This window comes from Thioflexithrix psekupsensis, assembly GCF_002149925.1.
Lineage (GTDB): Bacteria > Pseudomonadota > Gammaproteobacteria > Beggiatoales > Beggiatoaceae > Thioflexithrix > Thioflexithrix psekupsensis.
Genome location: NZ_MSLT01000019.1, coordinates 42,654 through 66,572 on the forward strand (window position 1 = coordinate 42,654; position 23,919 = coordinate 66,572).

A 23,919-nucleotide genomic window follows, 5' to 3' on the forward strand; every position below is an offset into this window, starting at 1 on the left:
TTTATTGATGATGCGAGTCTTTTTCATCAGATTCTTTTTTACTGCCCGATTGTCCCATCATGGCTTGCCAGATGGTTTTTTGCAAGGTACTGAGGGCTTGCAAATGTTCAGGTAAAAAAGGTTTCATGAGCGTCGCAGGGTCAAAGCCTTCCACTCCCGCGGACATATTGCGTCGGATAATTTCCAACATTTCGTCTTGTAATGGCGTTAAATCGGGCAAGCCAAAAAAATTGCGTAATTCTTGTGGTGTTGCTTCAATATCGATTTTTATTTTCATCGCGTAAAGCTCTTTTAAAAAGGAAAGTAATGATAATGCAATGTTTATTTAAATACGCTTCAAAGGCTGCCAATCTCCCCATAACCACTGGCATAGTGTCAGTGTAGCACTTGAAGCCGTTTCTGTGCGTAAAATTCGTGTACCTAAACGCACTTTTTTGTAATTCATTTGGGTGGCCATCGCCAATTCTTCCGAAGCCAAGCCTCCTTCCGCACCAATTAAGACCGCCACTGATTTTACCTTTATTTCATTGAAATCAGTGAGATAATTCTCTGCGCTGGGGTCTAAAACCAAAGACAAATCCGTTTGTACACTCCGCAAGCCTGCATCCAAAGGTTGCAATTCGTCCAAACGCGGCAAATAAGCGCGTCCACACTGCTCACACGCACTGGCTACAATTCGCAGCCAATGTCCTTGTCGCTTGTCACGTCGGGCGTTATCCACAGGCGGGCTGCGGGCGGTGATCACAGGAACAATTCGCGTCACCCCCAATTCTGTTGCTTTTTGCAGGCTATAATCCATATGTTCGGGTCGAGCCAATGCCTGCACCAATACCGTTTCTAAAGGCGATTCATTCGTGACAAAATAGCCTTCATGCAATTGCAACATAGCCATTTTTTTATCGGCATGAATTAAAGTGGCATGATAATCCCAATTTAAGCCATTAAAAACAATCAGCGATTCGCCTACTTTTAGCCGTAAAACATGAAGCAAATAATGAGCAGTTTCTAAGGGTAAGCGTACTTCTTGATGGGCAGTTAAAACGGCATCAAGATAAACCCGCGAAATTCGCATAAAGCCAGTCCTAGATTATTGATCCAATACGGTTTGTAATTCTTGTTGAAAGCGCAATAATTGTTCATGCTCTCCCACCACAATTAATCCTTGATTCACCGTTTTCAAGCTCTGCTCTGCTCGCTTATCCACTAATTGTTGTCGTGCCATATTAAAATAGGCATCACCTAATTGTTTAGCCAATGCGGCAGTTTGAGCATTATTGGCAGGCAATAATTTTTGCAATTGTTGATACGTTTCTGTGGCATTATTGCCGCGAGGACGCGTTAAACGACCCGATGACAATTGTTGTTTCATTAAAGCCAACAATTGAGTTTTATTCTGCTCTATAGATTCAGCACTTGATTGGGTATTGGTTAATTTAGCTTTTAAATCCAATAAGCTCTTATTACTAGGCGCAATGCGCAAACCACTTTCAATCAGATTTAACGCATGCTCTTCACGTCCTTGACGAGCGCGTTGTTGTGCTAACCGTATGTATTCATTGATAATTTGCTCAAATCCTGCGATGCCTTTAGGGTGATCAATTTCGATTTGTAAAATCGCCGAATAAGTGTCATAAGCATTGTCATCTTCAAGCGTGGTATATTTACGCTGATTAATTTGCCGTTGTCCGCGTTGAACTAAGGTATTGACCAATGTTTTCTTTAATTTTTTAGTGGCATTATCTTGCGGAAAATATTGTTCTAATACTTGATAAACATCTAAAGCACTGTCTCCCTCAGGCGCAATCAATTTATTGTCTCTCATACGCTCTTTAGCAAGTTTTTCTTGCTGCGTGATTAACGTGTTGCGCAATTCTTTCGTGTGCGTATCTTGGGGAGCAATATTTTCTAAAATTTGGTAAATGGTATAAGCATTACCTTTACCCGGTGGAAAGAAACGATCTTGTTCTAAATAATACTGACCACGTTCAATATACCACGCCGTAATTTCTGCCACAATCGCATCAGCCGCCTCAGCATTTAATGCCCGCAATTCTTGCGCCGTCTCATAGGCATTATCACCTGCGGGAGAAGTAAAACGAGTGCGTTTAATTTGCATTTTTGCTTTATTTTTTAAAGCCTCAATATTCGCTTCCGCATTAACTGGAGATGGGATAGTCATTGGCGTAATTTCAGGGGGATTTGTTTCGACAACAGGCTGAGTTTCTACTAAAGGTGCTGTCGTTGTTATTGGCGCAGCGGGAGCGGGATCATTTTCTACGGTTTCTAACGTCACCACAGGTGTCTCATTCGGAGTATTTTCTACCGTAGTAATCGGATTAGTTTGAGCAAGCGATTCCGTCGGTTTGGTCTCAACAATAACCGATTCATTCGGAGTCACTGGCGGAGTTTCCTCACGGGGCAGTGGCGCAGGCGTGACTGTTGCTGGATTCAGTTCTGTTGCGCCCGCAGCCTCAGCGGGCTTTTCCGCGGGTTTAACGGGTTCAGTGGTTGATTGGGGTTCATTTTCAACGCGGGGCTGGGTATAAGGGGCTAAGGTCACGACCCCATTTTGATCGCTATGATCTACGGTTTTTTCTGTGGGGAAATAATTTTTTATCGCCTGATCCCAATGCGGTTCTAATTGCGGCCAAAAAAAGTACACAGCCGCCGCAATGGCAGCGAGAAATAACAAAATAAATAACCATTTTGTTCCTCCAGATTCTACTTGTTCTTCTTCATAATTGGCGATCACTAAACGATCTTTAAATAGGGGATCAGAACTGCGTGGAATTTGCATAAAAATTTACCATCATTAAAGATAAAAAAGATAAAATCCAAAAAAGTTTTATTCTCAGTTTATTCAAATCGATTCATGAGATAAAGGCAAACGAAATAAATCAATGGCGTTTTTTGTGCTGGCTGTGGCAATTTCTGCAAAAGATTGCTGCCGCAATTGCGCAATCATCGCCACAATATCGGGTAAATAAGCAGGTTCATTACGCTGTCCTTGTCGCCCACATAAGGGCTGATCAGGCGCATCCGTTTCCACTAACAATCGTTCCAAAGGCAATATTTTAATTAACGCTCGCAAGCGTTGCGCTCTGGGATAAGTCACAGGGCCACCCACACTAAAATAATAACCTAAATCAATCAATTGCCACGCCTGCTGCTCACTGCCAATAAAACTATGCAGCACGCCACGAATTCCTGTTATTTTACGTAAATAATAAAGTACTTTATCCGTCGCACGACGCGCATGAATAATCACAGGCAATTGATACTGCTGTGCCAAATATAACTGTTCTAAAAATAAAGTTATTTGCTGTTTTTCATCCAGCTCTTTTAAATAAAAATCCAAGCCACATTCTCCAATCGCCACAGCCTTATTTTGCGTTAAATAATCGGCCAATTGTTTAATATTGTTTTGCATATCATGTTGAGCCAAATAAATGGGATGTAAACCATACGCAGGAAATAAGTTAGGGTAAAACTCACAAATTTCTTTTAATTTAGGCCATAATGCCGCCGTAACAGCAGGCAAAACTTGTGCTTTAACACCCACAGCATGCGCCCGCTGCAAAGCCAATTCCCGATCCGCATCAAACTGCACATCATCAAAATGACAATGACTGTCAATTAAAAATGACATTATTTTACCTAATTTTACCTAACGTTTCCAAAAAGCAGGCGTTAAAATAACCAGTAAAGTAAAGATTTCCAAACGTCCTAATAACATGGCAAAACTAGCCACCCATAATCCCGCATCATTAATTTCTTTAAAAGTAGAAGAAACCGCACCCAAACCCGGCCCCGTCATATTTAATGTCGCTGCAATTGCAGAAAAAGCAGTCAGCACATCTTCCCCCGTTAATGGGCCATCAAAAGCCACAAACATAAACACAAACGACAATAAAATAAAACTAATCATATACAAAAAAGCAAAGCCCCAAACCGCTTCCGCCACTTGATCCGACACTTTTTTATTATCAATTTTAACCGCAATAACCGCATTGGGATGAATTAAACGCATAATTTCCCGAATAGCCTGCTTATAAAGTAAAATCACGCGAATAACACGAATTCCACCCGTCGTTGACCCCACACAACCGCCAATAAAACCTGTGCATAAAATTAACACGGGAAGTAATAACGGCCAATCTGCAAACCCCTCTAATCCATAGCCCGTACTGGAAATAACAGAAACCACATTAAACGCCGCATGACGAAAAGATTGCAATAAATCATAACGCCCATGTGTCCATAAAATTAAAGCTGAAAAAATCACCAATCCCAATACAATTAAAAGAAAAACCCGAGTTTGCGTATCTTGCCAATATAAATGTAAATCTAAACGCCGTCCCACATTAAAATGAATGGCAAAATTAAGACTGCCTAACAGCATAAAAAAAATGCAAATCGCTTCAATAATTGGACTGTTATAAAAACCTAAACTGGCATCACGGGTTGAAAATCCACCTGTAGATATAGTGCTATAGCTGTGACAAACCGCATCAAACGCATTCATGCCCGCCAACCAAAAACTCAAGGCACACGCCAGCGTTAATAGCAAGTAAATGAACAATAAAGCCTTGGCAGTATTTTCTAAGCGTGGCGTTAATTTATCATCACGCATCGGCCCTGGCGTTTCTGCACGATAAAGCTGCATTCCCCCAATCCCTAACATCGGCAAAACAGCCACCGCTAAAACAATAACCCCCAACCCCCCTAACCATTGCAATTGTTGGCGATAATATAAAATAGAAGGTTCTAAATTATCTAAACCCACAATAACCGTTGCGCCCGTGGTGGTAAATCCAGAAACTGATTCAAAAACTGCCTGTGCAATATCTAATTCTAATTTGCTATCTAAATAGAAAGGTAACGCACTCACTAAACTTAATAAAATCCAAAAGCCAGAAACAATAATAAAACCATCATGCAAATGCAAATCTTTCTTTTGATTTCTCACAGGAAACCATAAACCAAACCCAATCCCAAACATGGTTGCCAATGCCGCTAAAAAAGTGTTTAATGCGCCATCTTCATGTAAAATAGACAAAAGAATGGGCGGCAATAAGGTTAAACTAAACGCAATGAGCAACAGCCCCATAATACGTTGTATTGAACTAAGGTGCATAAATAATTATCCAAGAGACGCATTTAAATCTAAGGTTAATACGGGTGTTTTTGGACAATGCACAGGATGATGCGAAGTCAACACCACCAAACCGCCAGATTGCGCATGATTATCGATTAATTGTTCTAACATTTTAATGGCTGTTTTATCTAAAGAAGTAAATGGCTCGTCTAAAATCCATACTTGTGCCTGACGAACGAATAAACGCGCTAATGCCACTCGCCGCTGTTGTCCTGCCGAAAGGGTGCGCGTTGGCACATCTTCAAAGCCATATAAGCCGAATTGAGCGAGGGCTTGTTCGTCGGAAATAGCCTGAGATTGAGCGGTTAAAGAACGAACGAAAGCCAGATTTTCTAAAGGCGTTAAATCCGCTTTAACACCGGGGTAATGACCCACATAAATTAACTCACTGCGAAATTCGTTAGCTGCCCGTTCAATCGACTGCCCACACCACAAGACTTCTCCCTCTGAAGGCAGAGCCAAACCACATAAAATTCTTAATAAACTGGTTTTACCGCTGCCATTACGGCCTTCAATTTGTAGAATTTCGCCCGCATGAACTTGAAATGACAACTGATCAAATAAAATCCGTTCATCTCGAATACATTGTAGCTGTTGTCCAGCTAATACGGTTTTATTCATAAGAAAATTAACAACCTATTGTCCAGTGAGAATGGCGTAAAATTAACACTATTTTTAGAGTAAATGCTCAATGAATGATAAAGCAACAATGCCAATTTTACAACACCGTTTTTTGAACGATGATTTTGCCACTTTATTAGAAAGTAATGAGGCTTTAGTATTGGAAGAATTAGCGAATTTAATTTTAGCAGGCGAATTGGAAATGAATCGACCTTTTGCTGATTTAATTGGTATCAATTATACTCGCCTGAAATGGTTTATTTATTGTCGTCGCCATAAATTACCATCGCCTCCAATTCGTCGTCATTGGGAAATGAAAAGAGCGACGCAATCCGAATTAGATTACGTACGCTCTTTATTGTCACACCCAGAAATTTGAAGTAAAAATAGCACTGTACTTGCCAAAAACGGTCATGAGAATGATCAATAAACCCAATGTTAAATTAGTGGCAATGATCCAACGAATTTGATTTAAATATTTCCCTCCCAAAGCCCAATTTTTGGCCAGTACAGATTGCTTAAATTTGCGATAAGGAGAAAAAAACAAATGGAGAAATAAAACCATCATCACCAAGCCCAAAGTGAACATAATATGAACATGAATCTTTACCTCTCCCATTCCCCCATAATGGCGAATTAACCACAATCCACTGAGCAGAATTAATCCAATCGATAACCAAACCCAAAAAAAGAAACGAGAAAAAACACCAAGCCATAACGTTTGTCGCCATTCAGGTTCTAATAACTTTGCCGCCGCAGGGCGTAATGCCATATACGCGAAAAACATCCCACCCACCCAAATTAAACTAAAAATAAGATGCGATCCCAGCATTAATGGCAACAATAAAACGTCTATTTTCCCTGTCATTGCGGATTCCTCTCTGTTGAAATAAGGCTATTTAGCCAATAATTGTCTTAATTGATTTAAATAAGCTGTGCCAGTGGCTTTTCTCTCACTTTCTGAGATTTTCGTTTCAAATCCATGTCCTTCCCATTGCACTTCATTTTGCGGTAATTCTTGTAAAAATCGGCTCGGTTCACAAATAACGAATTCACTGTGACGTTTGCGTCGCTTTGCCAGCGTCATAATGAGCCATTTTTGCGCACGGGTAATGCCGACATAAGCCAAACGCCGTTCTTCTTCAAGGCTGGCATTATCTTGGCTGTTGTAATGAGGCAAAATATTTTCTTCCATTCCCACTAAAAAAACATAAGGAAATTCTAAACCTTTTGCTGCATGTAAGGTCATCATTGATACGCCTAATTGGGTTTTTTCTTCATTTTGCTTTTCTAAAATATCAGACAGCATAAAATGATTCAAAATATCTGATAAATTTTTACCTTGTTCTTGCTGCAATCGTTGCAACCAATCTATTAATTCTTCTATATTTTGCATTCGACGCGCCGCAGTGCGTTTATCAGAACACGTTTCTAACAACCATTGTTCATAGCCAATATCTGCAATTAATTCTCTGGCAATTAAGGCAGGATTTTCTTTTTGACTGCGTTCAGAAAAATATCCTAACCAACGGGTAAATTTTTGCAATCGTTGATAACTATTTTCCGTTAATTGTTGTGCCAATCCCACTTCAAAACTGGCTTGAAATAAACTGGCATGACGTTGTTGGGCATAATGGCTTAATTTTTGTAAAGTATTGCTGCCTAATTCGCGCCGCGGCACATTGGCAATGCGTAAAAAAGCGGCATCATCGCGTGGATTTACTAACAGCCGTAAATAAGACATAATGTCTTTAATTTCGGCGCGGCTAAAAAACGATGTGCCACCGCTTAATTGATAAGGAATTTGATGTTGACGAAACAGCGTTTCAAAAATTTTTGCTTGATGATTGCTGCGATATAACACGGCATAATCTTGATAAGCGGTGCGATGTTGAAATTGATGTTTTAACAGCTCAGAAACCACCCGCTCGGCTTCTTTCTGCTCATCCTGAGTGACGATAATGCGCAACGTTTGTCCGCGTCCTTTATCGCTCCATAATTTTTTATTAAACACATGGGGATTATGCGCAATTAAATGATTGGCTGCACTTAAAATCGCATTGCTAGAACGGTAATTTTGTTCTAATTTAATCACCGTTAATTGAGGATAATCTTGAGCCAATTGGGCTAAATTTTCAGGGCGCGCTCCCCGCCACGCATAAATCGATTGATCATCATCACCCACGACGGTAAAAGTAGCTTGTTTGCCCGCTAATAATTTCACCAATTCATATTGGCAATAATTGGTATCTTGATATTCATCTACCAATAAATAACGCAATTTATTTTGCCAACGCATTAAGACTTCTGGATGTGCTTTAAATAATTGCACAGGCAATAAAATTAAATCATCAAAATCCAGCGCATTATAAGATTTTAACAAGGATTGATAACGATCATAAAAATAAGCCGCTTCTTCTGACTTTTCATCATCGACTTGTTGCATGGCTTGATCGGGTGTGATTAAATTATTTTTCCAAAAACTAATTTGTCCTTGATAAAAATTTAACAAATCGGCGTTAATTTTCTCTCCTTTTTGTCCTAATTCTTTCAATAAAGACTGACAGTCTTGCGGATCGAGAATCGAAAAATTATTTTTATAGGCTAAGGCTTTAATATCGCGCTGTAAAATAGTTAAACCCAAATGATGAAACGTAGAAATTAATACCTCATTTTGTTTCTGCATTAACGCATTAACTCGTGCTTTCATTTCTCTAGCGGCTTTATTGGTAAAAGTGACCGCAATAATTTGTTCAGGCGCGATTCCTTGCTGGCGAATGAGCCACATTATTTTAGTGGTAATGACCCGCGTTTTACCACTGCCCGCGCCCGCTAAAACCAGCAGGGGACCTTGCGTATGGCGCACAGCGGCTTGTTGTTGAGGATTTAATTCATTGAGTTGCATCGCATTTTACTACTTGATTATTCACACACAGGCGCATAAAGTGGGCTATTATCGCACATTTGCTCAGTCAACCTAAGTAGTAAATTCATTTTTTCCTCTTTTTTAATCATTTTTTATTGCGTTAATTTGCTATCATTTAGCTTTTTTCTCAACCTAACAAAAGGATTTTATGATGTCAGAACATCGTGCTTATATTGAATGGCGTGCTAATGAAACTGATTTTATTGCTTTTACGCCAGAGGGTTATTCTCGTGATCACCAAGTGACATTTCCCAATGGAGAAATGATTCATGGTTCTTCGGCGGTGGATTATTTTGGCAGCGAGCAATGTGTTGATCCTGAAAGTTTATTAGCGGCTGCTTTATCCAGTTGTCACATGCTGACTTTTTTAGCCATTGCGAATAAACAGAAATTGCGCGTGTTAAATTATCGAGATAACGCCATTGCCGAATTGGGTAAAAATGCACAAGGAAAAATGGCAGTGACTAAAATTATTCTGCATCCTAAAGTTGAATTCGATACGCTTAATCCTCCCGATGCAAAAACATTAGCCACGATGCACGAACGCGCCCATAAAGCCTGTTTTATTGCCAATTCTATTTCGGCTGAAGTAGAAATTGCAGAGTAATTGTTAATGTGGCATAAAGTACATTGTTTTCATGCTAGAATAAAAGCAGCAATGTACTTTATGAGAATGGATTAAGAAAAAATGAAAAATTATCGGCAATGGACAAGGATTTTTTTATGTTATTTCTGGCTATTTATTCCTGCGTTCAGTTTGGCTAATGAAATTATTATTAATCGCTTAGATATTAGCCCTGAAACAACAAGCAGCAAACGCGCTAAAATAGGCGTGGCTTTATCTGGCGGCGGAGCGCGTGGTTTGGCGCATGTGGGCGTGTTGCAAGCCTTAGAAGAACTGCGCATTCCCGTCGATTACATTGCAGGCACGAGCATGGGCAGCATTGTGGGCGGTTTATACGCGATTGGTTTAACCGCCGAAGAATTAACCGATTTAGCCGCAGAACAAATTCAATGGACAACCTTATTAGATAATCAAATTGAGCGCAGTTCTTTAGCCTATCGTGAGAAACAAAATCAACAACGTTTCTTAGAATTAGAATTGGGTTATAGTCAAAATGGCTTTAGTGTTCCTTCGGGATTTATTAATGCCCAAGAATTACTAGCCGAATTAATTATGCTCACAGATGGCATTCACATTGATTTTAAGCAATTACCCATTCCATTTGCAGCCGTGGCGACGGATTTAAATGCCGCAAAACCTTATTTATTAGAACAAGGTGATTTAGCGATGGCATTACGGGCTTCAATGGCGGTGCCTTTTGCTTTTTCTCCTGTTGAGATTGATGGAAAATTATTAGTTGATGGGGGCATTTTAAATAATATTCCTGTTGATGTGGTGCGCGATATGGGAGCGAATATTGTGATTGCGATTAATATTGAAACGCCTTTATCACAATTAGCTGCGAATAGCTCTTTTATTTCTGTTACTGAACAAACGATTTATGCGGCATTATTACGTAACAGCCAAGAAGCTTTACAAAAAGCAGATGTGGTTGTCATGCCTAATTTAGAAGGTTTTACTTCTACTGATTTTGTTAAAGCAAAAGCGTTAATGGCAGCAGGTTATCAAGCCATTATGGACAAAGCCGCTTTATTGCAATTATTATCTTTATCTCCTGCCGATTATGCCGCGCATTTAGCACAACGACAACAAAAAAAACCTGATTTACATCAAGTAATTAAGCCAAGCTTTATTGAATTTACAGGCCAGCAGCGCACACCGAATGATGTTTTAGAAAAACAAGTGAATCATTTATTAGATAAGCCCTTAGATTCTTCTGAATTAAAAACAGTATTAAACCGTTTAATGACATTTAAAGATTTAACCCAAGTTTCTTATCGTGTGGTGCAAAGGAATGGAGAATCAGGTTTAATTTTTGATGTGCAAGAGAAATCATGGGGGCCGAATTATTTTCGCTTTGGTTTAAACGCGGCAACCACTTTTGATGATAAAATTGAATTCACGGCATTATTGCGTCATGAGCGATTAAATATTGGCGATTTCTCAGGGGAATGGATTAATGAATTTACCATTGGTGGCGATTATCAATATTATACTGAATATTATCAGCCATTAATGATTAATCAACGTTTTTTTCTTAAACCTTATGGTAAAATTGGTCGTTATTTTAAAGATGGTTATGAAGCCCATCAATTAATTGGTGAATATGATTTACGGCGTTGGCAATTAGGTGTAGATATAGGAATGAATATTGATAATGTGGCGCAAGTTTTAACGGGATTGCGTTATCAAGATTTAACCGCTCGTTTGCGCGTGGGCAATTCTCCAGATTTACATGTTGGCAACACACAACAAGCAGGTTGGCATTTGCGTTTTGATTATGATGATTTAGATCATCGAGTATTTGCTAAAGAAGGCAGTCAATTACATTTTCATGCAGTGGCTTATGATGATGCCATTGCAGGGGATTTAGATTATCATAAATTGGTTTTTTATGGACGACATCATTGGCCAATTAATGAGCGGCGGGTTTTATTTTCTGAAATCACATTAGGAACTTTCTTAAAATCAGACCCTCCTTTTTATGATCGTTTTAGTATTGGTGGCAGTGATGGTTTAGCAGGATTTTCTACTCATGAAATTTCAGGACAGCACGCCATGTTATTGCGTTTTGGCGGCATATTAAATCCACCTTTTTTATCGGAATATTTACCCGGAGAAGTGCGCTTATTATCTTTAATTCATGCGGGTAATGTTTGGGATAATTATAAAGAAATTAGCTTAAATGATTTGCGTTATGGCGGCAGTATTGCGCTGTTATGGGATACGCGATTAGGAGCGGTTTTTGCGGGCATGGGTTATACAAAAGGGGGCGACATCCGCTTTTTTCTTAATCTGGGTAATTTGTATTTACGAGGTTTTGAATTTGATGGTTAAAGTAAAGCCTCCCCTGTCTGTATTGGTATTCGATTCTGGTGTGGGTGGTTTGAGTATTGTGCAGGCCTTGCGTGAATCGATGCCGACTTTAACGTTAAGCTATCTTGCTGATAATGCAGGCTTTCCTTATGGTGTATGGGCGGAACAGGATTTAATTGAGCGGGTTTATCGGGTGTTGTCTTCCGTAGTAGAACAGGTGCAACCCTGTTTAATTGTGGTCGCTTGCAATACAGCAAGCACGGTGGCCCTGCCGAAATTACGCGCTACATTGTCTATTCCTGTCGTTGGTGTCGTACCTGCGATTAAACCTGCGGCGCAATTAAGTCAAAATAAAGTGATTGGCTTATTGGGAACGCCCGGCACTGTTTCGCGTCATTACACGGGACAATTAATTGCTCAATTCGCGGCACATTGCCAAATTATTCGCGTCGGCAGTGTGGAATTGGTGCATTTAGCAGAACAGCATTTACGCGGCGAAATCATTCCCCTAGATTCAATGGCGACTATTTTGCGTCCTTTTAAAGAACATTCCGCTTTAGATGTGATTGTTTTAGCCTGTACTCATTTTCCTTTATTACGGGATTTTTTATTGGAAACATTACCCAAATCCATTCAATTAATTGATTCAGGCCAAGCCATTGCAGCACGAGTAAAACATTTATTATTACATCATGGTTGGACATTACCCGAACAAATTGCGCCCCATCAAACCGTTTTTTTTACGCAACAAACCGATAATATAATGGCTTTAATTCCTGCTTTATCTCAATTTGGATTTAATGAGATTCGGATTTGTGCAATTCCTGTTTAAAAGGATTTTTTTATGCCGATATTTGAACCCAAAACAAACACGGATAAATTATATGCGCAGCCTTTGGCACAAATCGATAAATTTCAGTTTGATGCGCAAGTGGCCGCGGTTTTTGAGGATATGATCAGCCGCTCCGTGCCGGGTTATGCCTGCTTAGTGCCGATGATGGCGATGTTGGCCGCACGTTATGCGCAAAATGACAGTTATATTTATGATTTGGGTTGTTCTTTAGGAACAATTACGCTGGCTATTGATCAACAATTAGCGGCATTTAACTTGTCTAATATTAAATTAATTGCCATTGATAATGCCGCCGCCATGATTGAACAATGTCAAAAAAATGCAGCCACTTTCTCGCTCACACATTCGGTTGAATTTATTTGTGCGGATATTCGAGAGATTAAGATTGAAAAAGCCTCTGCGGTGGTGTTAAATTTTACTTTGCAATTTATTACGCCTGCGGATCGTTGGATATTATTAAAACGCATTTATGACGGAATGCAAAGCGGAGCCGTTTTGATTTTATCAGAAAAAATTACTTTTGCCGATCCAGATATAGCCGATAAAATGGTCGATTTACACCATGCGTTTAAACAAGCCAATGGCTATTCTTTATTAGAAATTAATCAAAAACGCACCGCGTTAGAACAAGTATTAATTCCAGATACTTTATTAGAACATCAACATCGTTTAACCGAAATTGGTTTTAAAGGTGTCATGTTATGGTTTCAATGTTTTAATTTTATTTCGTTATTGGCATGGAAAAATTAATTATTCAGGATGAATTAAATAACTTAGGTTATTTAGACAGTTTGCAGCAATTAGCACATTGGCCTGCTTTATCGCCTTGGTTGGCGCAATTAGAATTAGAATTAAAGCGTTGTTTCGATCCGAATTATCACGGTCATTTATCAGAATGGTTAGCGGTTTTAAAACAATTACCCGAATTAAAAAATAGTTCTATTGATTTGCAAGCGGGCAGCATTCGCGCAGGCGAACCCCCTGATTGTTCTCCAGAACAATATGAATTTATTCGAGGATTATTAAAACAATTACATCCTTGGCGCAAAGGGCCTTTTTTAATGCACGGTATTTATATTGATACGGAGTGGCGTTCGGATTGGAAATGGGAGCGATTAAGCGGCAAAATTAGCCCCTTAAAAGGGCGTTTGGTCTTGGATGTGGGCTGTGGCAATGGTTATCATTGTTGGCGCATGGTGGGCGAAGGAGCGCGTTGGGTGGTGGGGATTGATCCGACTTTAATTAGCGTGATGCAATTTCATGCCATTCGCCATTTTTTAGGCAAACAATGGCCAGTCATGATTTTTCCTGTCGGGGTGGAAACATTAACGCCTAAAATGCAAATTTTTGATACGGTTTTCTCAATGGGCATTTTATATCATCGTCAATCGCCATTAGGACATTTATTAGAATTGCGCGATTGCCTGCGACGCGGCGGAGAATTGGTGTTAGAAACCTTGGTAATTGACGGTGATGAAAGAATGGTTTTATTGCCAGAAAACCGCTATGCACAAATGCGCAATGTGTGGTTTATTCCTTCTTGTGCGGCGTTGGCGTTGTGGTTAAAACGCTGTGGCTTTAGCGACATTCAATTAATTAATATTTCTCCTACTACGCCGCAAGAACAGCGTCAAACCGAATGGATGCGCTTTCATTCTTTAACCGAAGCATTAGACCCGAATTGTCCAGAAAAAACCATTGAAAATTTGCCCGCACCTAAACGCGCTATTTTTCGCGCTCGTGTGAATTAATGGCTATTTTATTAAATTTTTAATTCGAGATGAAATAAAAAATGATGTTATTAGACGGTGCCATTGTCATTATGGCTTATTTATTGGGATCATTTTCTTCTGCGGTTGTCATTTGTCGCTTGATGCAATTACCCGATCCCCGCACTTTAGGCTCTGGCAATCCCGGTGCCACCAATGTGTTGCGTCATGGCGGCAAAAAAGCAGCTATTTTAACGTTATTATTTGATACATTAAAAGGAGTAATTGCGGTTTTATTCGCCAAATTATTAACGGATAATGTGAATGTAATTTCCTTAGCGACATTAGCGGTTTTTTTAGGCCATTTATATCCTATATTTTTTGGATTTCGAGGCGGTAAAGGTGTGGCGACGGCATTGGGTGCATTATTGGCTTTAATTTGGCCAGTGGGATTGATGGCATTAGCCACGTGGTTATTAATCGCATTCGGTTTGGGTTATTCTTCATTAGCGGCTTTAACAGCAGCCCTTTTAACGCCTATTTATGTTTTCTTCATTAGTGATATATGGCAATATGTGTTAATGAGCGGGGTAATGAGTTTATTATTAATTTGGCGACATCGTTCTAATATTCGCAATTTAATTGCAGGAAAAGAAACGAAAATTGGACGTAAATAATTTTTGCCTCAATGGTTTTTGTGAATGACATATCAGCAACGAATAAATACAAATGCGCGTCAACAATTGGTTGAAAGACTACGGCAACGTGGCATTCAGCACTCTAATGTATTGTCTGCGATTGGAGATGTACCCCGTCACTTGTTTATTGACGACGCATTGCGCGATCACGCTTACGCGGATCATGCGTTGCCCATCGGTTATGGACAAACGATTTCACAGCCTTATATTGTGGCGTTGATGACGGAGGCTCTATTGTCCACCCATCCGCATACCGTGTTAGAAATTGGCACGGGGTGCGGTTATCAAACGGCAGTGTTGGCGCAATTGGTCAGTTGGGTGTATAGCGTAGAACGCATTCGTCCTTTGTTGGATCGGGCAGTGACGCGCTTAAATCGTTTAAATATCAATAATGTACGTTTTAAACACAGTGATGGCGGTTGGGGATGGCCAGAAAATGCACCGTACGACGGAATTTTGGTCACGGCCGCGCCAAGTGAAATACCTAACGCATTACTCGATCAGTTAGCCATCGGCGGTTGTCTGATTATTCCTGTTGGCCCTCAGCGCGGACATCAAGAGTTGTTAAAAATTATTCGCACCCGCACTCATTTTGAACAACATACTTTGGAAAAAGTGAACTTCGTGCCTTTGCGACAAGGCACGAATTGAGACATGATTGTTTACATCACAATGGGTTGATGTGGCTTTTTTTATGAGCTGAGTAAGACGGTTGGCAGGCTTAGAACCAAAAACCAGTTCTACGCCGACGTTCTACCATTGTACCGTCTTGATAAATGCGTTCGGCCATTAGATCGCCTTTTTTGTTATACTCCAGACTTTTGCCGTTCAAATTACCGTTTTTATCAAAATGCGAATGCACCAACCATTTTTCCCCGGTGCTGTAAAAAAGGGTGGCACTGACCGGCAAACCATCTTCAAATTCCCAATCCCCTTGTAAATTGCCATTGCGGTGATAACCTCTGGCTTGGCCATGACGTTTACCGTTGCGGTTGGTACGTTCTGCTTTCAATTTGCCGTTTTGATAATACTCTCTTTCTATTCCGTCGCGCACGCCGTTGACCAATTGTCGGTCGCGGAATAATTCGCCCGTAGGATAATACTCAAGTTCAGTTTCATGACGTTTTCCGTCCACCATGCGTAATTCGTTAATCAAACGGCCATCGCGGAGAAATTCTTTTTTCGCGTCTAATTTACCCGCTTTGTAGCTCATCTCAGCCTTGATTTCACCTGTTTCGTAAAACTCTTTGGTGATACCATGCAATTGACCATTCAAGTAGGTGTATTCGTATTGAACAGCACCACTTTCGTAAAATTTTTTCTCAATTTGCGATTGTTGTGCGACAGACATGGAAGACATCAACATCGCAGTACATAATAAGCACACTTTTAACCATAGGTTTAACATGATCCCACTCCTCTCAATCAATCGAATAAATGCCAAATGGTTCATTATTATTATAATCTAACTCAGCACAAGACAAGCCCTTTTTTGTATACTTCAAAAAAGGGCTTGTGGTCTTAACGATAACGGGAATCTACTGCGCGGTCGGCGGCCAATTGCGGCTCCACTTTATCTCCGACAGCCAACAATTTTTCCTTACTCATCAACAAATCACCGCGTTTTTCGCCGTGATACTCAAAAATGCGGCTCTCCACAATCGAATCCACAGGACAAGATTCTTCACAAAACCCACAAAAAATACACTTAGTCAAATCAATATCATAACGAGTCGTGCGACGAGTGCCGTCATCGCGGGGCGCGGCTTCAATGGTAATCGCTAAGGCCGGACAGACCGCCTCACATAATTTACAAGCAATACAACGCTCTTCCCCATTGGCATAACGACGCAAGGCATGTAAACCACGAAAACGATGGGATAATGGCGTTTTTTCCTCAGGATATTGTACCGTGACTTTGCGCGCAAACAGATAACGCCCAGTTAAACTTAATCCCTTGAGCAATTCTAATAAAAACAAACTCTTAAAAAAATCAACAACAGGTTTCATCACAATATCCTCACGCAAACCACGGCGGTAAATCCAACATGACGGCCAAACCGACAATCATAATCCAAACCAAAGTCACGGGAATAAACACCTTCCAACCTAAACGCATAATTTGATCATAACGGTAACGAGGGAAAGTGGCGCGTAACCATAAGAATAAGAACAAGAATAGACTAATTTTTAACACAAACCAAACCAAGCCCGGCACAAAAGCAAACACAGGCTCTAAAAATGTCCCTTGAAACGGAGACAACCACCCACCTAAAAACATCAATGCGGCCAAAGCAGACACCAGGATCATGTTAGCGTATTCCGCTAAAAAGAATACCGCAAACAACATGCCTGAGTATTCCACATGGAAACCCGCGACAATTTCCGATTCCCCTTCCGCCACGTCAAAGGGAGCGCGGTTGGTTTCGGCCACGCCAGAAATAAAGTAGACAATAAACAAAGGAAACAAAGGCAACCAATACCAATGCAAAATACTGCCTTGTTGTGCTTGAACAATCGCGGTGAGATTTAAACTGCCTGCGGCCATTAATACACCGACTAAGGCAAAACCCATCGCAATTTCATACGCCACCACTTGCGCCGCGGAGCGCATTGCGCCTAAAAACGCATATTTGGAGTTGGAAGCCCAGCCCGCTAAAATAATGCCGTACACTCCCACCGAGGTCATGGCTAAAATATACAATAAACCGACATTAATATTCGCCAACACCATGCCATCGCTAAACGGCACCACAGCCCACGCCGCTAAGGCCGGCGCAATGGCGAGAATGGGCGCGATTACAAATAAAAAGCGATCCGAACTGCTAGGAATAATAATTTCCTTAAACATCAATTTGACCGCATCCGCAATCGGCTGCAACAACCCATAAGGCCCAACACGATTCGGCCCAATACGCACCTGCATATAACCGATCACTTTACGTTCGGCATAAGTCAAATACGCCACCGACACCATTAACGGCGCGACAATTAACACGATAAAAAATAAAATTTTTATCAGTTCAAATAAAACATCCAACATGACCATTCCTTAATGACAGATGAACCCAAATGGCGAAAGGAATTTTAAAAACCATTTCGCCGTTTGTGAATGATTAGCTTGCGGTCAACTGCACCGCATCCACCCACGCGCCCAACGCGGCCGTTTCTGGCTGTGCGACATAAAGCAACGCGCAATTGTTTGGTACTCGATCATCGCTGATCAAGGTCATCACCGCTTGTTGTTGACCTTGTTTTACAGTGACCGTTTGTCCGGGTTGTAATTGCAATGCCGCAGCCGTTTCGGGAGAAACGCGAATTCCAGCGCGTGCCATGTCTGCATCATGGGTTAATTGTAAAACAGAACTGCGCCGTACCACCATATCTACGGCATAAATCGGCACTTCACTGATGCGCGCCAAACCCTTGCCTAAATCTAACGCACTGAGTTGCTTGGGTAAATGCCAAACGGATTGACTGTTATCTGGGGTGATTTCGGACAAAGCGGCTTGTAATTCGCTTTGAATCGACTCCACATTGTCGTAATCAAAACCCGCCAGATCAAATAAATTTCCGAATACTCGTAAGATTTTCCAACCCGGCCGCACTTCGCCCGGCAACGCACTGGCCGCTTTAACTGCCTGCTGACGACCTTCCAAATTGATATACGTGCCATCGGTTTCAGGACTGAGCGCAATGGGCAGTAAAACATCAGCATAAGCCAACATTTGCGGCGTATGGAAAGCGGTAAAATTCACTACAAAATCAGCCTGTTGTAAGGCCTTTTCCGCAGTCACACTACCCTGCCAACTGTCTAATTCAGGTTCTACGCCAAACAATACATAAGCACGGAGTCCTGCGCTCAACATTTCAGCCGCAGTTTTCCCAACGGCAGAAACCGCTTGGCCGCCGAGTCCGCGGTGAGGCAATACGCCTGCTAACCACGCGCCCGCTGTATTTCCTGCACCACTGACATAACCCAAACGTGCGCCTGTCAATTGCGCTAATATGCCCGCTAAAGCGCGAATTTGCGCAAATTGGGGATGCGTTTGTGCCAATTGACCCAATAAAATCGTTTTACGACTGTTGTCTTGACGCAATTGATTGGCAATGGCTTGTTGCGTCTCTGAAACCGTGACCGAAGACAATAAATGCGTTAAAGCCGGTTCAATTTCAGTCACTTGCAAGGCTTTAATCACGCCCGCTAAAGCCGTCAGCCAGTCTTGTGGTGCAACGATAAGCGATTGTTTAATGGGCAAATTCCATTCATAACGCACCGGATTCATTTCCAAACAACGCGCTCCGCGCATAGCCGCTTTACGCACCCGCACATTTAACAACGGTTGTTCTTTGCGCAAATGAGAACCGATAATGAAAAAACAATCATTTTGTTCTAATTCTGCAATAGATTGTCCCAGAGAAGGGAATAAAGGCGCGTCATTTTGATCACTAAAATCAACTTGTTGCAAACGATGATCCAGATGGGGACTGCCCACACCACGAGTCCATTTTTGCAACAAATACAATTCTTCTAACGTCGCCGTGGGACTGGCTAAAACACCGAGTTGATCAGGCGTTTTTTGTTTTAACACGGCTTTTAATCCGTCTGCGGCAAAAGTCAAAGCCGCTTCCCAATCGACGGTGCGCCATTCTCCGTTTTGTTTGATCATCGGCCGGGTCAACCGGTCGGGAGCAGATAATGCCGTATAACTATAACGGTCGCGGTCAGCCAACCAGGTTTCATTGACTTGATCGTTATCACGGGGAACGGCACGCATGACTTGCTGACGACGAATATGGTAATTCAAATTCGCGCCCACACCATCGTGTACAGAAATACTGGGGCGTTGCTGCATTTCCCACGCCCGCGCCGAATAACGGAACGGCTTATTGGTCAACGCACCGACGGGACATAAATCGATCACATTCCCTGACAATTCAGACGTGATCGTTTTTTCCACATACGTGCCAATGCGCATGTGTTCACCGCGGCCAGTCGCGCCTAACTCTTTAATTCCCGCGATCTCTTCGCCAAAACGCACGCAACGGGTACAATGAATACAACGAGTCATGTCCGTAGCGATTAAAGGCCCCAAATTTTTATCGCTGACTACGCGCTTACGTTCTTGATAACGGGAGCAATCTTGACCATAACCGACCGCGATGTCTTGTAATTCGCACTCGCCACCTTGATCACAGATTGGACAATCCAACGGATGATTGATCAACAAAAATTCCATGACCGCTTTTTGTGCGGCGAGGGCTTTGGTTGATTTCGTGTGGACTTTCATGCCATCCATAATCGGCGTGGCACAGGCCGGCATGGGTTTAGGAGCGCGTTCCACTTCCACTAAACACATCCGACAACTCGCGGCCACCGATAATTTTTTATGGTAACAAAATCGAGGAATATCGATACCATGGGCATCCGTTATTTCGATTAACATTTGTCCGGGTTGGGCTTCATAACTTTTGCCGTCAATTTCAATGGTTGCCATTGTTTGCTCACCAAATTTTTTTAAAAAAATGCTTTTTGCTCAAAGAATTAACGCGGATTAATTACACAAATTAATTTCGCGTGGTGATTCCATCGGCCACCATTGACCGCTTATGTCGAATAAAATATTCAAACTCTTCGCGGAATTCGCGCACAAAACTAATCACCGGCATCGCCGCCGCATCGCCTAAAGCGCAAATCGTCCGCCCCATAATTTTATCCGAGACATCACTGAGCAAATCCAAATCTTCCAATTGTCCGTGTCCGTGTATAATACGATGCAATACACGAGACAACCAGCCCGTGCCTTCGCGGCAGGGCGTGCATTGGCCGCAGGATTCTTCATAATAAAAATGAGACAAACGCGCCAACACTTTGACCATGCAGGTGGTTTCGTCCATGACAATCACCGCACCCGATCCGAGCATAGAACCCGCTTTGGCGATGCTGTCGTAATCCATATCCACGCCCATCATCACATCACCACGCAATACAGGAACAGAAGAACCACCGGGAATTACCGCTTTAAGGGTATGTCCTTTACGAACGCCCCCCGCCATGTCTAACAATTGCGCAAACGGCGTTCCCAAAGGCACTTCAAAAGTACCGGGATTGTTGACATGACCCGACACGGCAAAAATTTTAGAACCGCCGTTATTCGGTTTACCCAAACCCAAAAACCAATCGCCGCCTTGGCTGAGAATACTCGGCACAGAAGCAAAAGTTTCTGTATTATTAATCGTGGTGGGTTTACCGTAGAGGCCGAAACTGGCGGGGAAAGGTGGTTTAAAACGCGGTTGACCTTTTTTACCTTCAATCGACTCTAACAGAGCAGTTTCCTCGCCGCAAATGTACGCGCCCGCGCCGTAATGGGTGTGTAAATCGAAATCCACACCCGATCCCAAAATATTTTTACCCAATAAACCCGCGGCATAGGCTTCTTCTAACGCGGCTTCAAAACGATTGATCGGCTCATCAAATTCGCCACGAATGTAGTTATAACCGACCGTGGCCTTGAGAACATAACCGGCAATGGCCATGCCTTCGATCACCGCGTGCGGGTTATAACGCAAAATATCGCGGTCTTTAAAAGTACCGGGTTCGCCCTCATCTGAGTTGCAGACCACATATTTTTGAATATCGGTTTTAGGCATAAAACTCCATTTCATGCCCGTAGAAAAACCCGCACCACCCCGGCCACGTAAAGCTGAGGTTTTCAGTTGCGCGATAATGTCTTCAGGTGGCGTTTTTTCCGTCAAAATACGGCGCAACACCTGATAACCGCCCAACTCCTGTTCATAAACGGGTAAAGTCCAAGATTTATCGAGATTTTTAGCTCGAAATTGAAAACATACTTCATTGGCCATAAAGTATCACAGTCCTTTCGGGTTCAGGGTGGCAAGTCAAGTCGAGTCACATGGGCAAACGACGGAATTTATCTAACAGTTGATCCAGTTTTTCTGGCGTAAGCTGTCGGTAATAGGCTTCACCAATACGTGCCGTGGGCGCAGCAGAACAGGCATCAAAACACTTAATCTCTTCTAAACGAAACCGACCATCTGCTGTGGTTTCATTCAGGCCGATACCCAATTGTTGCTGCAAATGCAACATAATGGTCTCCGCGCCGCTTTTCACACACGACATACTCGTACACACGGCAATGACAATGGGAAACTGACTCATGAGCAATCTTAAAAATAATGACTTAACTTAAATCAGCCAGAATCGCATCGACTTTTTCTGGCGTTAAATTTTCATAATAAGTGTGGCCGATTTGCATCATGGGCGCATTACCGCAAGCGGCGAGACATTCCACCTCTTTTAAGGTAAAACGTCCATCGGCTGTGGTTTGTCCAAAACCGATACCCAAGCGTTGCTGTAAATGGGTGACAATTTCATCACTGCCGCACAGCATACAAGACACATTGGTACACACACAGATTTTATGTCGTCCAACGGGTTTTAATTCATACATCGAATAAAACGTAGCCACTTCATAGACAGAAATCGCGGGCATTTCCAAATAATCGGCGACGGCATCCATTAATTCCGTGGTCAGCCAACCGCCGTTGGCTTCTTGAACCACCCGCAAAGCCCCCATCACCGCAGAATCTTTGTGTTCAGGAGGATACTTGGCGATCCAACGATCAATCGCCGCACACACATCAGCAGAAAGTGGAGTTGCCATAAGAGGTTGTTGTTGAGTCATGCCTTACATTCCAATAAGTTACCGGTCAATTTCACCAAAGACGATGTCCATCGTACCGATGATCGCCACCACATCCGCCAACATGTGACCTTTGACCATGGTTTCCATCGCGGACAAATGGGCAAAACCGGGCGCACGAATTTTTAAACGATAGGGTTTATTGGCCCCATCAGACACCAAATAAATGCCAAACTCTCCTTTTGGATGTTCAATGGCAGCGTAAACTTCCCCTTTCGGCACACAATAGCCTTCAGTGAACAGTTTAAAATGGTGAATTAACGCTTCCATATCGGCTTTCATGGTTTCACGAGCGGGCGGAGCCACTTTGTGATCGTCTAACATGACAGGGCCTGGATTGGCACGCAACCAATCGACACATTGCCGAATAATACGATTGGATTGCCGCATTTCTTCCATGCGCACCAAATAGCGATCATAACAATCCCCATTCACACCCACCGGAATCGCAAAATCCATACGATCATAAACTTCATACGGTTGCTTTTTGCGCAAATCCCACTCTACGCCAGAACCGCGTAACATTGGTCCCGTAAAACCCAATTGTAAGGCCAACTCTGGACTCACCACCCCAATACCGACCGTGCGTTGTTTCCAAATGCGATTATCAGTCAGCAAGGTTTCGTATTCATCGACACATCCCGGAAAACGATCCGTAAAACGTTCGATAAAATCAAGCAATGAGCCGTCGCGTTCTTCGTTTAAGCGATCCACTTGTTTTTGCGAATGCCAAGGCGAGGCTTGATATTTGGCCATTTGATCGGGCAGATCACGATATACACCACCGGGACGATAATAAGCGGCGTGCATTCGTGCGCCAGAAACCGCTTCGTAGCAATCCATTAAATCCTCTCGCTCACGAAACGCATACAAGAAAATCGTCATCGCGCCGATGTCCAAACCATGCGCACCAATCCACATTAAGTGGTTCAATATTCGGGTAATTTCATCAAACATCACGCGAATATATTGCGCCCGCACGGGAGGTTCTACGCCTAACAGACGCTCTATGGCCATCACATAAGCATGTTCATTGCACATCATTGAGACGTAATCCAATCGATCCATATAAGGGACAGATTGATTAAACGGCTTACTTTCGGCTAACTTTTCAGTGGCGCGGTGCAACAGCCCGACGTGAGGATCAGCGCGTTCGATCACCTCTCCGTCGAGTTCTAACACCAAACGCAATACCCCGTGTGCAGCGGGATGTTGCGGGCCAAAATTCATGGTATAGTTGCGAATTTCAGGCATGTTGTAACTCTAGTTATCCTCGCAGGCATCCCACG

24 protein-coding genes are annotated in these 23,919 nt (G+C 42.3%); 8 read left to right on the plus strand and 16 right to left on the minus strand.

Features of this window, described 5'->3' with window-relative positions; all coding sequences use genetic code 11:
• Position 1 precedes the first annotated feature (1 nt).
• From TPSD3_RS12310 to ccmA, 6 genes are all read right to left on the minus strand, one after another.
• Entirely contained in the window at positions 2-277 is a 276-nt protein-coding gene (locus TPSD3_RS12310) for a DUF6489 family protein (RefSeq protein ID WP_086488841.1), read from the minus strand.
• 48 nt (positions 278-325) lie between these two features.
• Positions 326-1,072, minus strand: coding sequence for a 16S rRNA (uracil(1498)-N(3))-methyltransferase (locus tag TPSD3_RS12315; RefSeq protein ID WP_086488842.1), 747 nt, complete (start codon positions 1,070-1,072; stop codon positions 326-328).
• 15 nt (positions 1,073-1,087) lie between these two features.
• Positions 1,088-2,797, minus strand: coding sequence for a tetratricopeptide repeat protein (locus tag TPSD3_RS12320; protein ID WP_086488843.1), 1,710 nt, complete (start codon positions 2,795-2,797; stop codon positions 1,088-1,090).
• Positions 2,798-2,860: 63 nt separating this feature from the next.
• Positions 2,861-3,649: a TatD family hydrolase gene (locus tag TPSD3_RS12325; RefSeq protein WP_086488844.1), complete on the minus strand. Its 789-nt coding sequence runs from the start codon at positions 3,647-3,649 to the stop codon at positions 2,861-2,863.
• A gap of 18 nt (positions 3,650-3,667) precedes the next feature.
• Positions 3,668-5,137, minus strand: coding sequence for a TrkH family potassium uptake protein (locus tag TPSD3_RS12330; RefSeq protein WP_086488845.1), 1,470 nt, complete (start codon positions 5,135-5,137; stop codon positions 3,668-3,670).
• 6 nt (positions 5,138-5,143) lie between these two features.
• On the minus strand, positions 5,144-5,779 hold the full coding sequence (ccmA, locus tag TPSD3_RS12335; protein ID WP_086488846.1) for a cytochrome c biogenesis heme-transporting ATPase CcmA: 636 nt from the start codon (positions 5,777-5,779) through the stop codon (positions 5,144-5,146).
• A gap of 70 nt (positions 5,780-5,849) precedes the next feature.
• On the opposite strand from ccmA, the gene TPSD3_RS12340 reads away from it, so the two are divergent.
• Entirely contained in the window at positions 5,850-6,158 is a 309-nt protein-coding gene (locus tag TPSD3_RS12340) for a hypothetical protein (protein WP_086488847.1), read from the plus strand.
• Here the strand turns inward: TPSD3_RS12340 and TPSD3_RS12345 are convergent.
• Entirely contained in the window at positions 6,141-6,647 is a 507-nt protein-coding gene (locus tag TPSD3_RS12345; RefSeq protein WP_245391598.1) for a CopD family protein, read from the minus strand. The two genes, TPSD3_RS12340 and TPSD3_RS12345, sit on opposite strands and share 18 nt — an antisense overlap.
• Positions 6,648-6,674: 27 nt before the next feature.
• A complete protein-coding gene (locus tag TPSD3_RS12350; RefSeq protein ID WP_086488848.1) occupies positions 6,675-8,684 on the minus strand; it encodes a UvrD-helicase domain-containing protein in 2,010 nt (669 codons plus the stop codon).
• Positions 8,685-8,853: 169 nt separating this feature from the next.
• On the opposite strand from TPSD3_RS12350, the gene TPSD3_RS12355 reads away from it, so the two are divergent.
• The 7 genes from TPSD3_RS12355 (at position 8,854) to TPSD3_RS12385 (ending at position 15,557) form a co-directional block, all read left to right on the plus strand.
• A complete protein-coding gene (locus TPSD3_RS12355) occupies positions 8,854-9,312 on the plus strand; it encodes an OsmC family protein (RefSeq protein ID WP_245391599.1) in 459 nt (152 codons plus the stop codon).
• Positions 9,313-9,393: 81 nt separating this feature from the next.
• A complete protein-coding gene (locus TPSD3_RS12360; RefSeq protein ID WP_086488850.1) occupies positions 9,394-11,667 on the plus strand; it encodes a patatin-like phospholipase family protein in 2,274 nt (757 codons plus the stop codon).
• Complete coding sequence (gene murI / locus TPSD3_RS12365) at positions 11,660-12,478, plus strand: glutamate racemase (protein WP_086488851.1); 819 nt, start codon at positions 11,660-11,662, stop codon at positions 12,476-12,478. Before TPSD3_RS12360 ends, murI begins: the two co-directional genes overlap by 8 nt.
• A gap of 12 nt (positions 12,479-12,490) precedes the next feature.
• A complete protein-coding gene (gene cmoA / locus TPSD3_RS12370) occupies positions 12,491-13,249 on the plus strand; it encodes a carboxy-S-adenosyl-L-methionine synthase CmoA (protein ID WP_086488852.1) in 759 nt (252 codons plus the stop codon).
• Positions 13,237-14,250, plus strand: coding sequence for a tRNA 5-methoxyuridine(34)/uridine 5-oxyacetic acid(34) synthase CmoB (gene cmoB / locus TPSD3_RS12375; RefSeq protein WP_086488853.1), 1,014 nt, complete (start codon positions 13,237-13,239; stop codon positions 14,248-14,250). The genes cmoA and cmoB overlap by 13 nt, the downstream gene beginning before the upstream one ends.
• A 41-nt stretch (positions 14,251-14,291) precedes the next feature.
• Positions 14,292-14,885: a glycerol-3-phosphate 1-O-acyltransferase PlsY gene (plsY, locus tag TPSD3_RS12380; protein WP_342587077.1), complete on the plus strand. Its 594-nt coding sequence runs from the start codon at positions 14,292-14,294 to the stop codon at positions 14,883-14,885.
• Between the two features lie 24 nt (positions 14,886-14,909).
• A complete protein-coding gene (locus tag TPSD3_RS12385; protein WP_086488854.1) occupies positions 14,910-15,557 on the plus strand; it encodes a protein-L-isoaspartate(D-aspartate) O-methyltransferase in 648 nt (215 codons plus the stop codon).
• Positions 15,558-15,627: 70 nt separating this feature from the next.
• Here the strand turns inward: TPSD3_RS12385 and TPSD3_RS12390 are convergent, their stop codons facing one another.
• The 8 genes from TPSD3_RS12390 to TPSD3_RS12425 form a co-directional block, all read right to left on the minus strand.
• Positions 15,628-16,314 (minus strand): toxin-antitoxin system YwqK family antitoxin, encoded by a 687-nt coding sequence (locus TPSD3_RS12390; RefSeq protein WP_176329866.1) that lies wholly within the window; start codon positions 16,312-16,314, stop codon positions 15,628-15,630.
• A 113-nt stretch (positions 16,315-16,427) separates the two neighbouring features.
• The gene (gene nuoI / locus TPSD3_RS12395) at positions 16,428-16,916 is read right to left on the minus strand and encodes an NADH-quinone oxidoreductase subunit NuoI (RefSeq protein ID WP_086488856.1); all 489 of its coding nucleotides are present in this window, start codon (positions 16,914-16,916) and stop codon (positions 16,428-16,430) included.
• 10 nt (positions 16,917-16,926) lie between these two features.
• Positions 16,927-17,949: an NADH-quinone oxidoreductase subunit NuoH gene (gene nuoH, locus TPSD3_RS12400; protein WP_086488857.1), complete on the minus strand. Its 1,023-nt coding sequence runs from the start codon at positions 17,947-17,949 to the stop codon at positions 16,927-16,929.
• Positions 17,950-18,022: 73 nt separating this feature from the next.
• A complete protein-coding gene (nuoG, locus tag TPSD3_RS12405) occupies positions 18,023-20,404 on the minus strand; it encodes an NADH-quinone oxidoreductase subunit NuoG (protein ID WP_086488858.1) in 2,382 nt (793 codons plus the stop codon).
• Positions 20,405-20,474: 70 nt separating this feature from the next.
• Positions 20,475-21,770, minus strand: a complete 1,296-nt coding sequence (nuoF, locus tag TPSD3_RS12410; RefSeq protein ID WP_086488859.1) for an NADH-quinone oxidoreductase subunit NuoF — start codon at positions 21,768-21,770, stop codon at positions 20,475-20,477.
• Positions 21,771-21,816: 46 nt separating this feature from the next.
• Complete coding sequence (locus TPSD3_RS12415) at positions 21,817-22,086, minus strand: NAD(P)H-dependent oxidoreductase subunit E (protein ID WP_086488860.1); 270 nt, start codon at positions 22,084-22,086, stop codon at positions 21,817-21,819.
• A 22-nt stretch (positions 22,087-22,108) separates the two neighbouring features.
• Positions 22,109-22,612, minus strand: coding sequence for an NADH-quinone oxidoreductase subunit NuoE (gene nuoE / locus TPSD3_RS12420; protein WP_086488861.1), 504 nt, complete (start codon positions 22,610-22,612; stop codon positions 22,109-22,111).
• Positions 22,613-22,630: 18 nt separating this feature from the next.
• Positions 22,631-23,884 (minus strand): NADH-quinone oxidoreductase subunit D, encoded by a 1,254-nt coding sequence (locus TPSD3_RS12425; RefSeq protein WP_086488862.1) that lies wholly within the window; start codon positions 23,882-23,884, stop codon positions 22,631-22,633.
• Positions 23,885-23,919 lie beyond the last annotated feature (35 nt).

Bases quoted from the DNA above. Each gene is read 5' to 3' on its own strand.
- TPSD3_RS12310 (WP_086488841.1), bottom strand. From the start codon at position 277: ATGAAAATAAAAATCGATATTGAAGCAACACCACAAGAATTACGCAAT.
- TPSD3_RS12315 (WP_086488842.1), bottom strand. From the start codon at position 1,072: ATGCGAATTTCGCGGGTTTATCTTGATGCCGTTTTAACTGCCCATCAA.
- TPSD3_RS12320 (WP_086488843.1), bottom strand. From the start codon at position 2,797: ATGCAAATTCCACGCAGTTCTGATCCCCTATTTAAAGATCGTTTAGTG.
- TPSD3_RS12325 (WP_086488844.1), bottom strand. From the start codon at position 3,649: ATGTCATTTTTAATTGACAGTCATTGTCATTTTGATGATGTGCAGTTT.
- TPSD3_RS12330 (WP_086488845.1), bottom strand. From the start codon at position 5,137: ATGCACCTTAGTTCAATACAACGTATTATGGGGCTGTTGCTCATTGCG.
- ccmA (WP_086488846.1), bottom strand. From the start codon at position 5,779: ATGAATAAAACCGTATTAGCTGGACAACAGCTACAATGTATTCGAGAT.
- TPSD3_RS12340 (WP_086488847.1), top strand. From the start codon at position 5,850: ATGAATGATAAAGCAACAATGCCAATTTTACAACACCGTTTTTTGAAC.
- TPSD3_RS12345 (WP_245391598.1), bottom strand. From the start codon at position 6,647: ATGACAGGGAAAATAGACGTTTTATTGTTGCCATTAATGCTGGGATCG.
- TPSD3_RS12350 (WP_086488848.1), bottom strand. From the start codon at position 8,684: ATGCAACTCAATGAATTAAATCCTCAACAACAAGCCGCTGTGCGCCAT.
- TPSD3_RS12355 (WP_245391599.1), top strand. From the start codon at position 8,854: ATGATGTCAGAACATCGTGCTTATATTGAATGGCGTGCTAATGAAACT.
- TPSD3_RS12360 (WP_086488850.1), top strand. From the start codon at position 9,394: ATGAAAAATTATCGGCAATGGACAAGGATTTTTTTATGTTATTTCTGG.
- murI (WP_086488851.1), top strand. From the start codon at position 11,660: ATGGTTAAAGTAAAGCCTCCCCTGTCTGTATTGGTATTCGATTCTGGT.
- cmoA (WP_086488852.1), top strand. From the start codon at position 12,491: ATGCCGATATTTGAACCCAAAACAAACACGGATAAATTATATGCGCAG.
- cmoB (WP_086488853.1), top strand. From the start codon at position 13,237: ATGGAAAAATTAATTATTCAGGATGAATTAAATAACTTAGGTTATTTA.
- plsY (WP_342587077.1), top strand. From the start codon at position 14,292: ATGATGTTATTAGACGGTGCCATTGTCATTATGGCTTATTTATTGGGA.
- TPSD3_RS12385 (WP_086488854.1), top strand. From the start codon at position 14,910: ATGACATATCAGCAACGAATAAATACAAATGCGCGTCAACAATTGGTT.
- TPSD3_RS12390 (WP_176329866.1), bottom strand. From the start codon at position 16,314: ATGTTAAACCTATGGTTAAAAGTGTGCTTATTATGTACTGCGATGTTG.
- nuoI (WP_086488856.1), bottom strand. From the start codon at position 16,916: ATGAAACCTGTTGTTGATTTTTTTAAGAGTTTGTTTTTATTAGAATTG.
- nuoH (WP_086488857.1), bottom strand. From the start codon at position 17,949: ATGTTGGATGTTTTATTTGAACTGATAAAAATTTTATTTTTTATCGTG.
- nuoG (WP_086488858.1), bottom strand. From the start codon at position 20,404: ATGGCAACCATTGAAATTGACGGCAAAAGTTATGAAGCCCAACCCGGA.
- nuoF (WP_086488859.1), bottom strand. From the start codon at position 21,770: ATGGCCAATGAAGTATGTTTTCAATTTCGAGCTAAAAATCTCGATAAA.
- TPSD3_RS12415 (WP_086488860.1), bottom strand. From the start codon at position 22,086: ATGAGTCAGTTTCCCATTGTCATTGCCGTGTGTACGAGTATGTCGTGT.
- nuoE (WP_086488861.1), bottom strand. From the start codon at position 22,612: ATGACTCAACAACAACCTCTTATGGCAACTCCACTTTCTGCTGATGTG.
- TPSD3_RS12425 (WP_086488862.1), bottom strand. From the start codon at position 23,884: ATGCCTGAAATTCGCAACTATACCATGAATTTTGGCCCGCAACATCCC.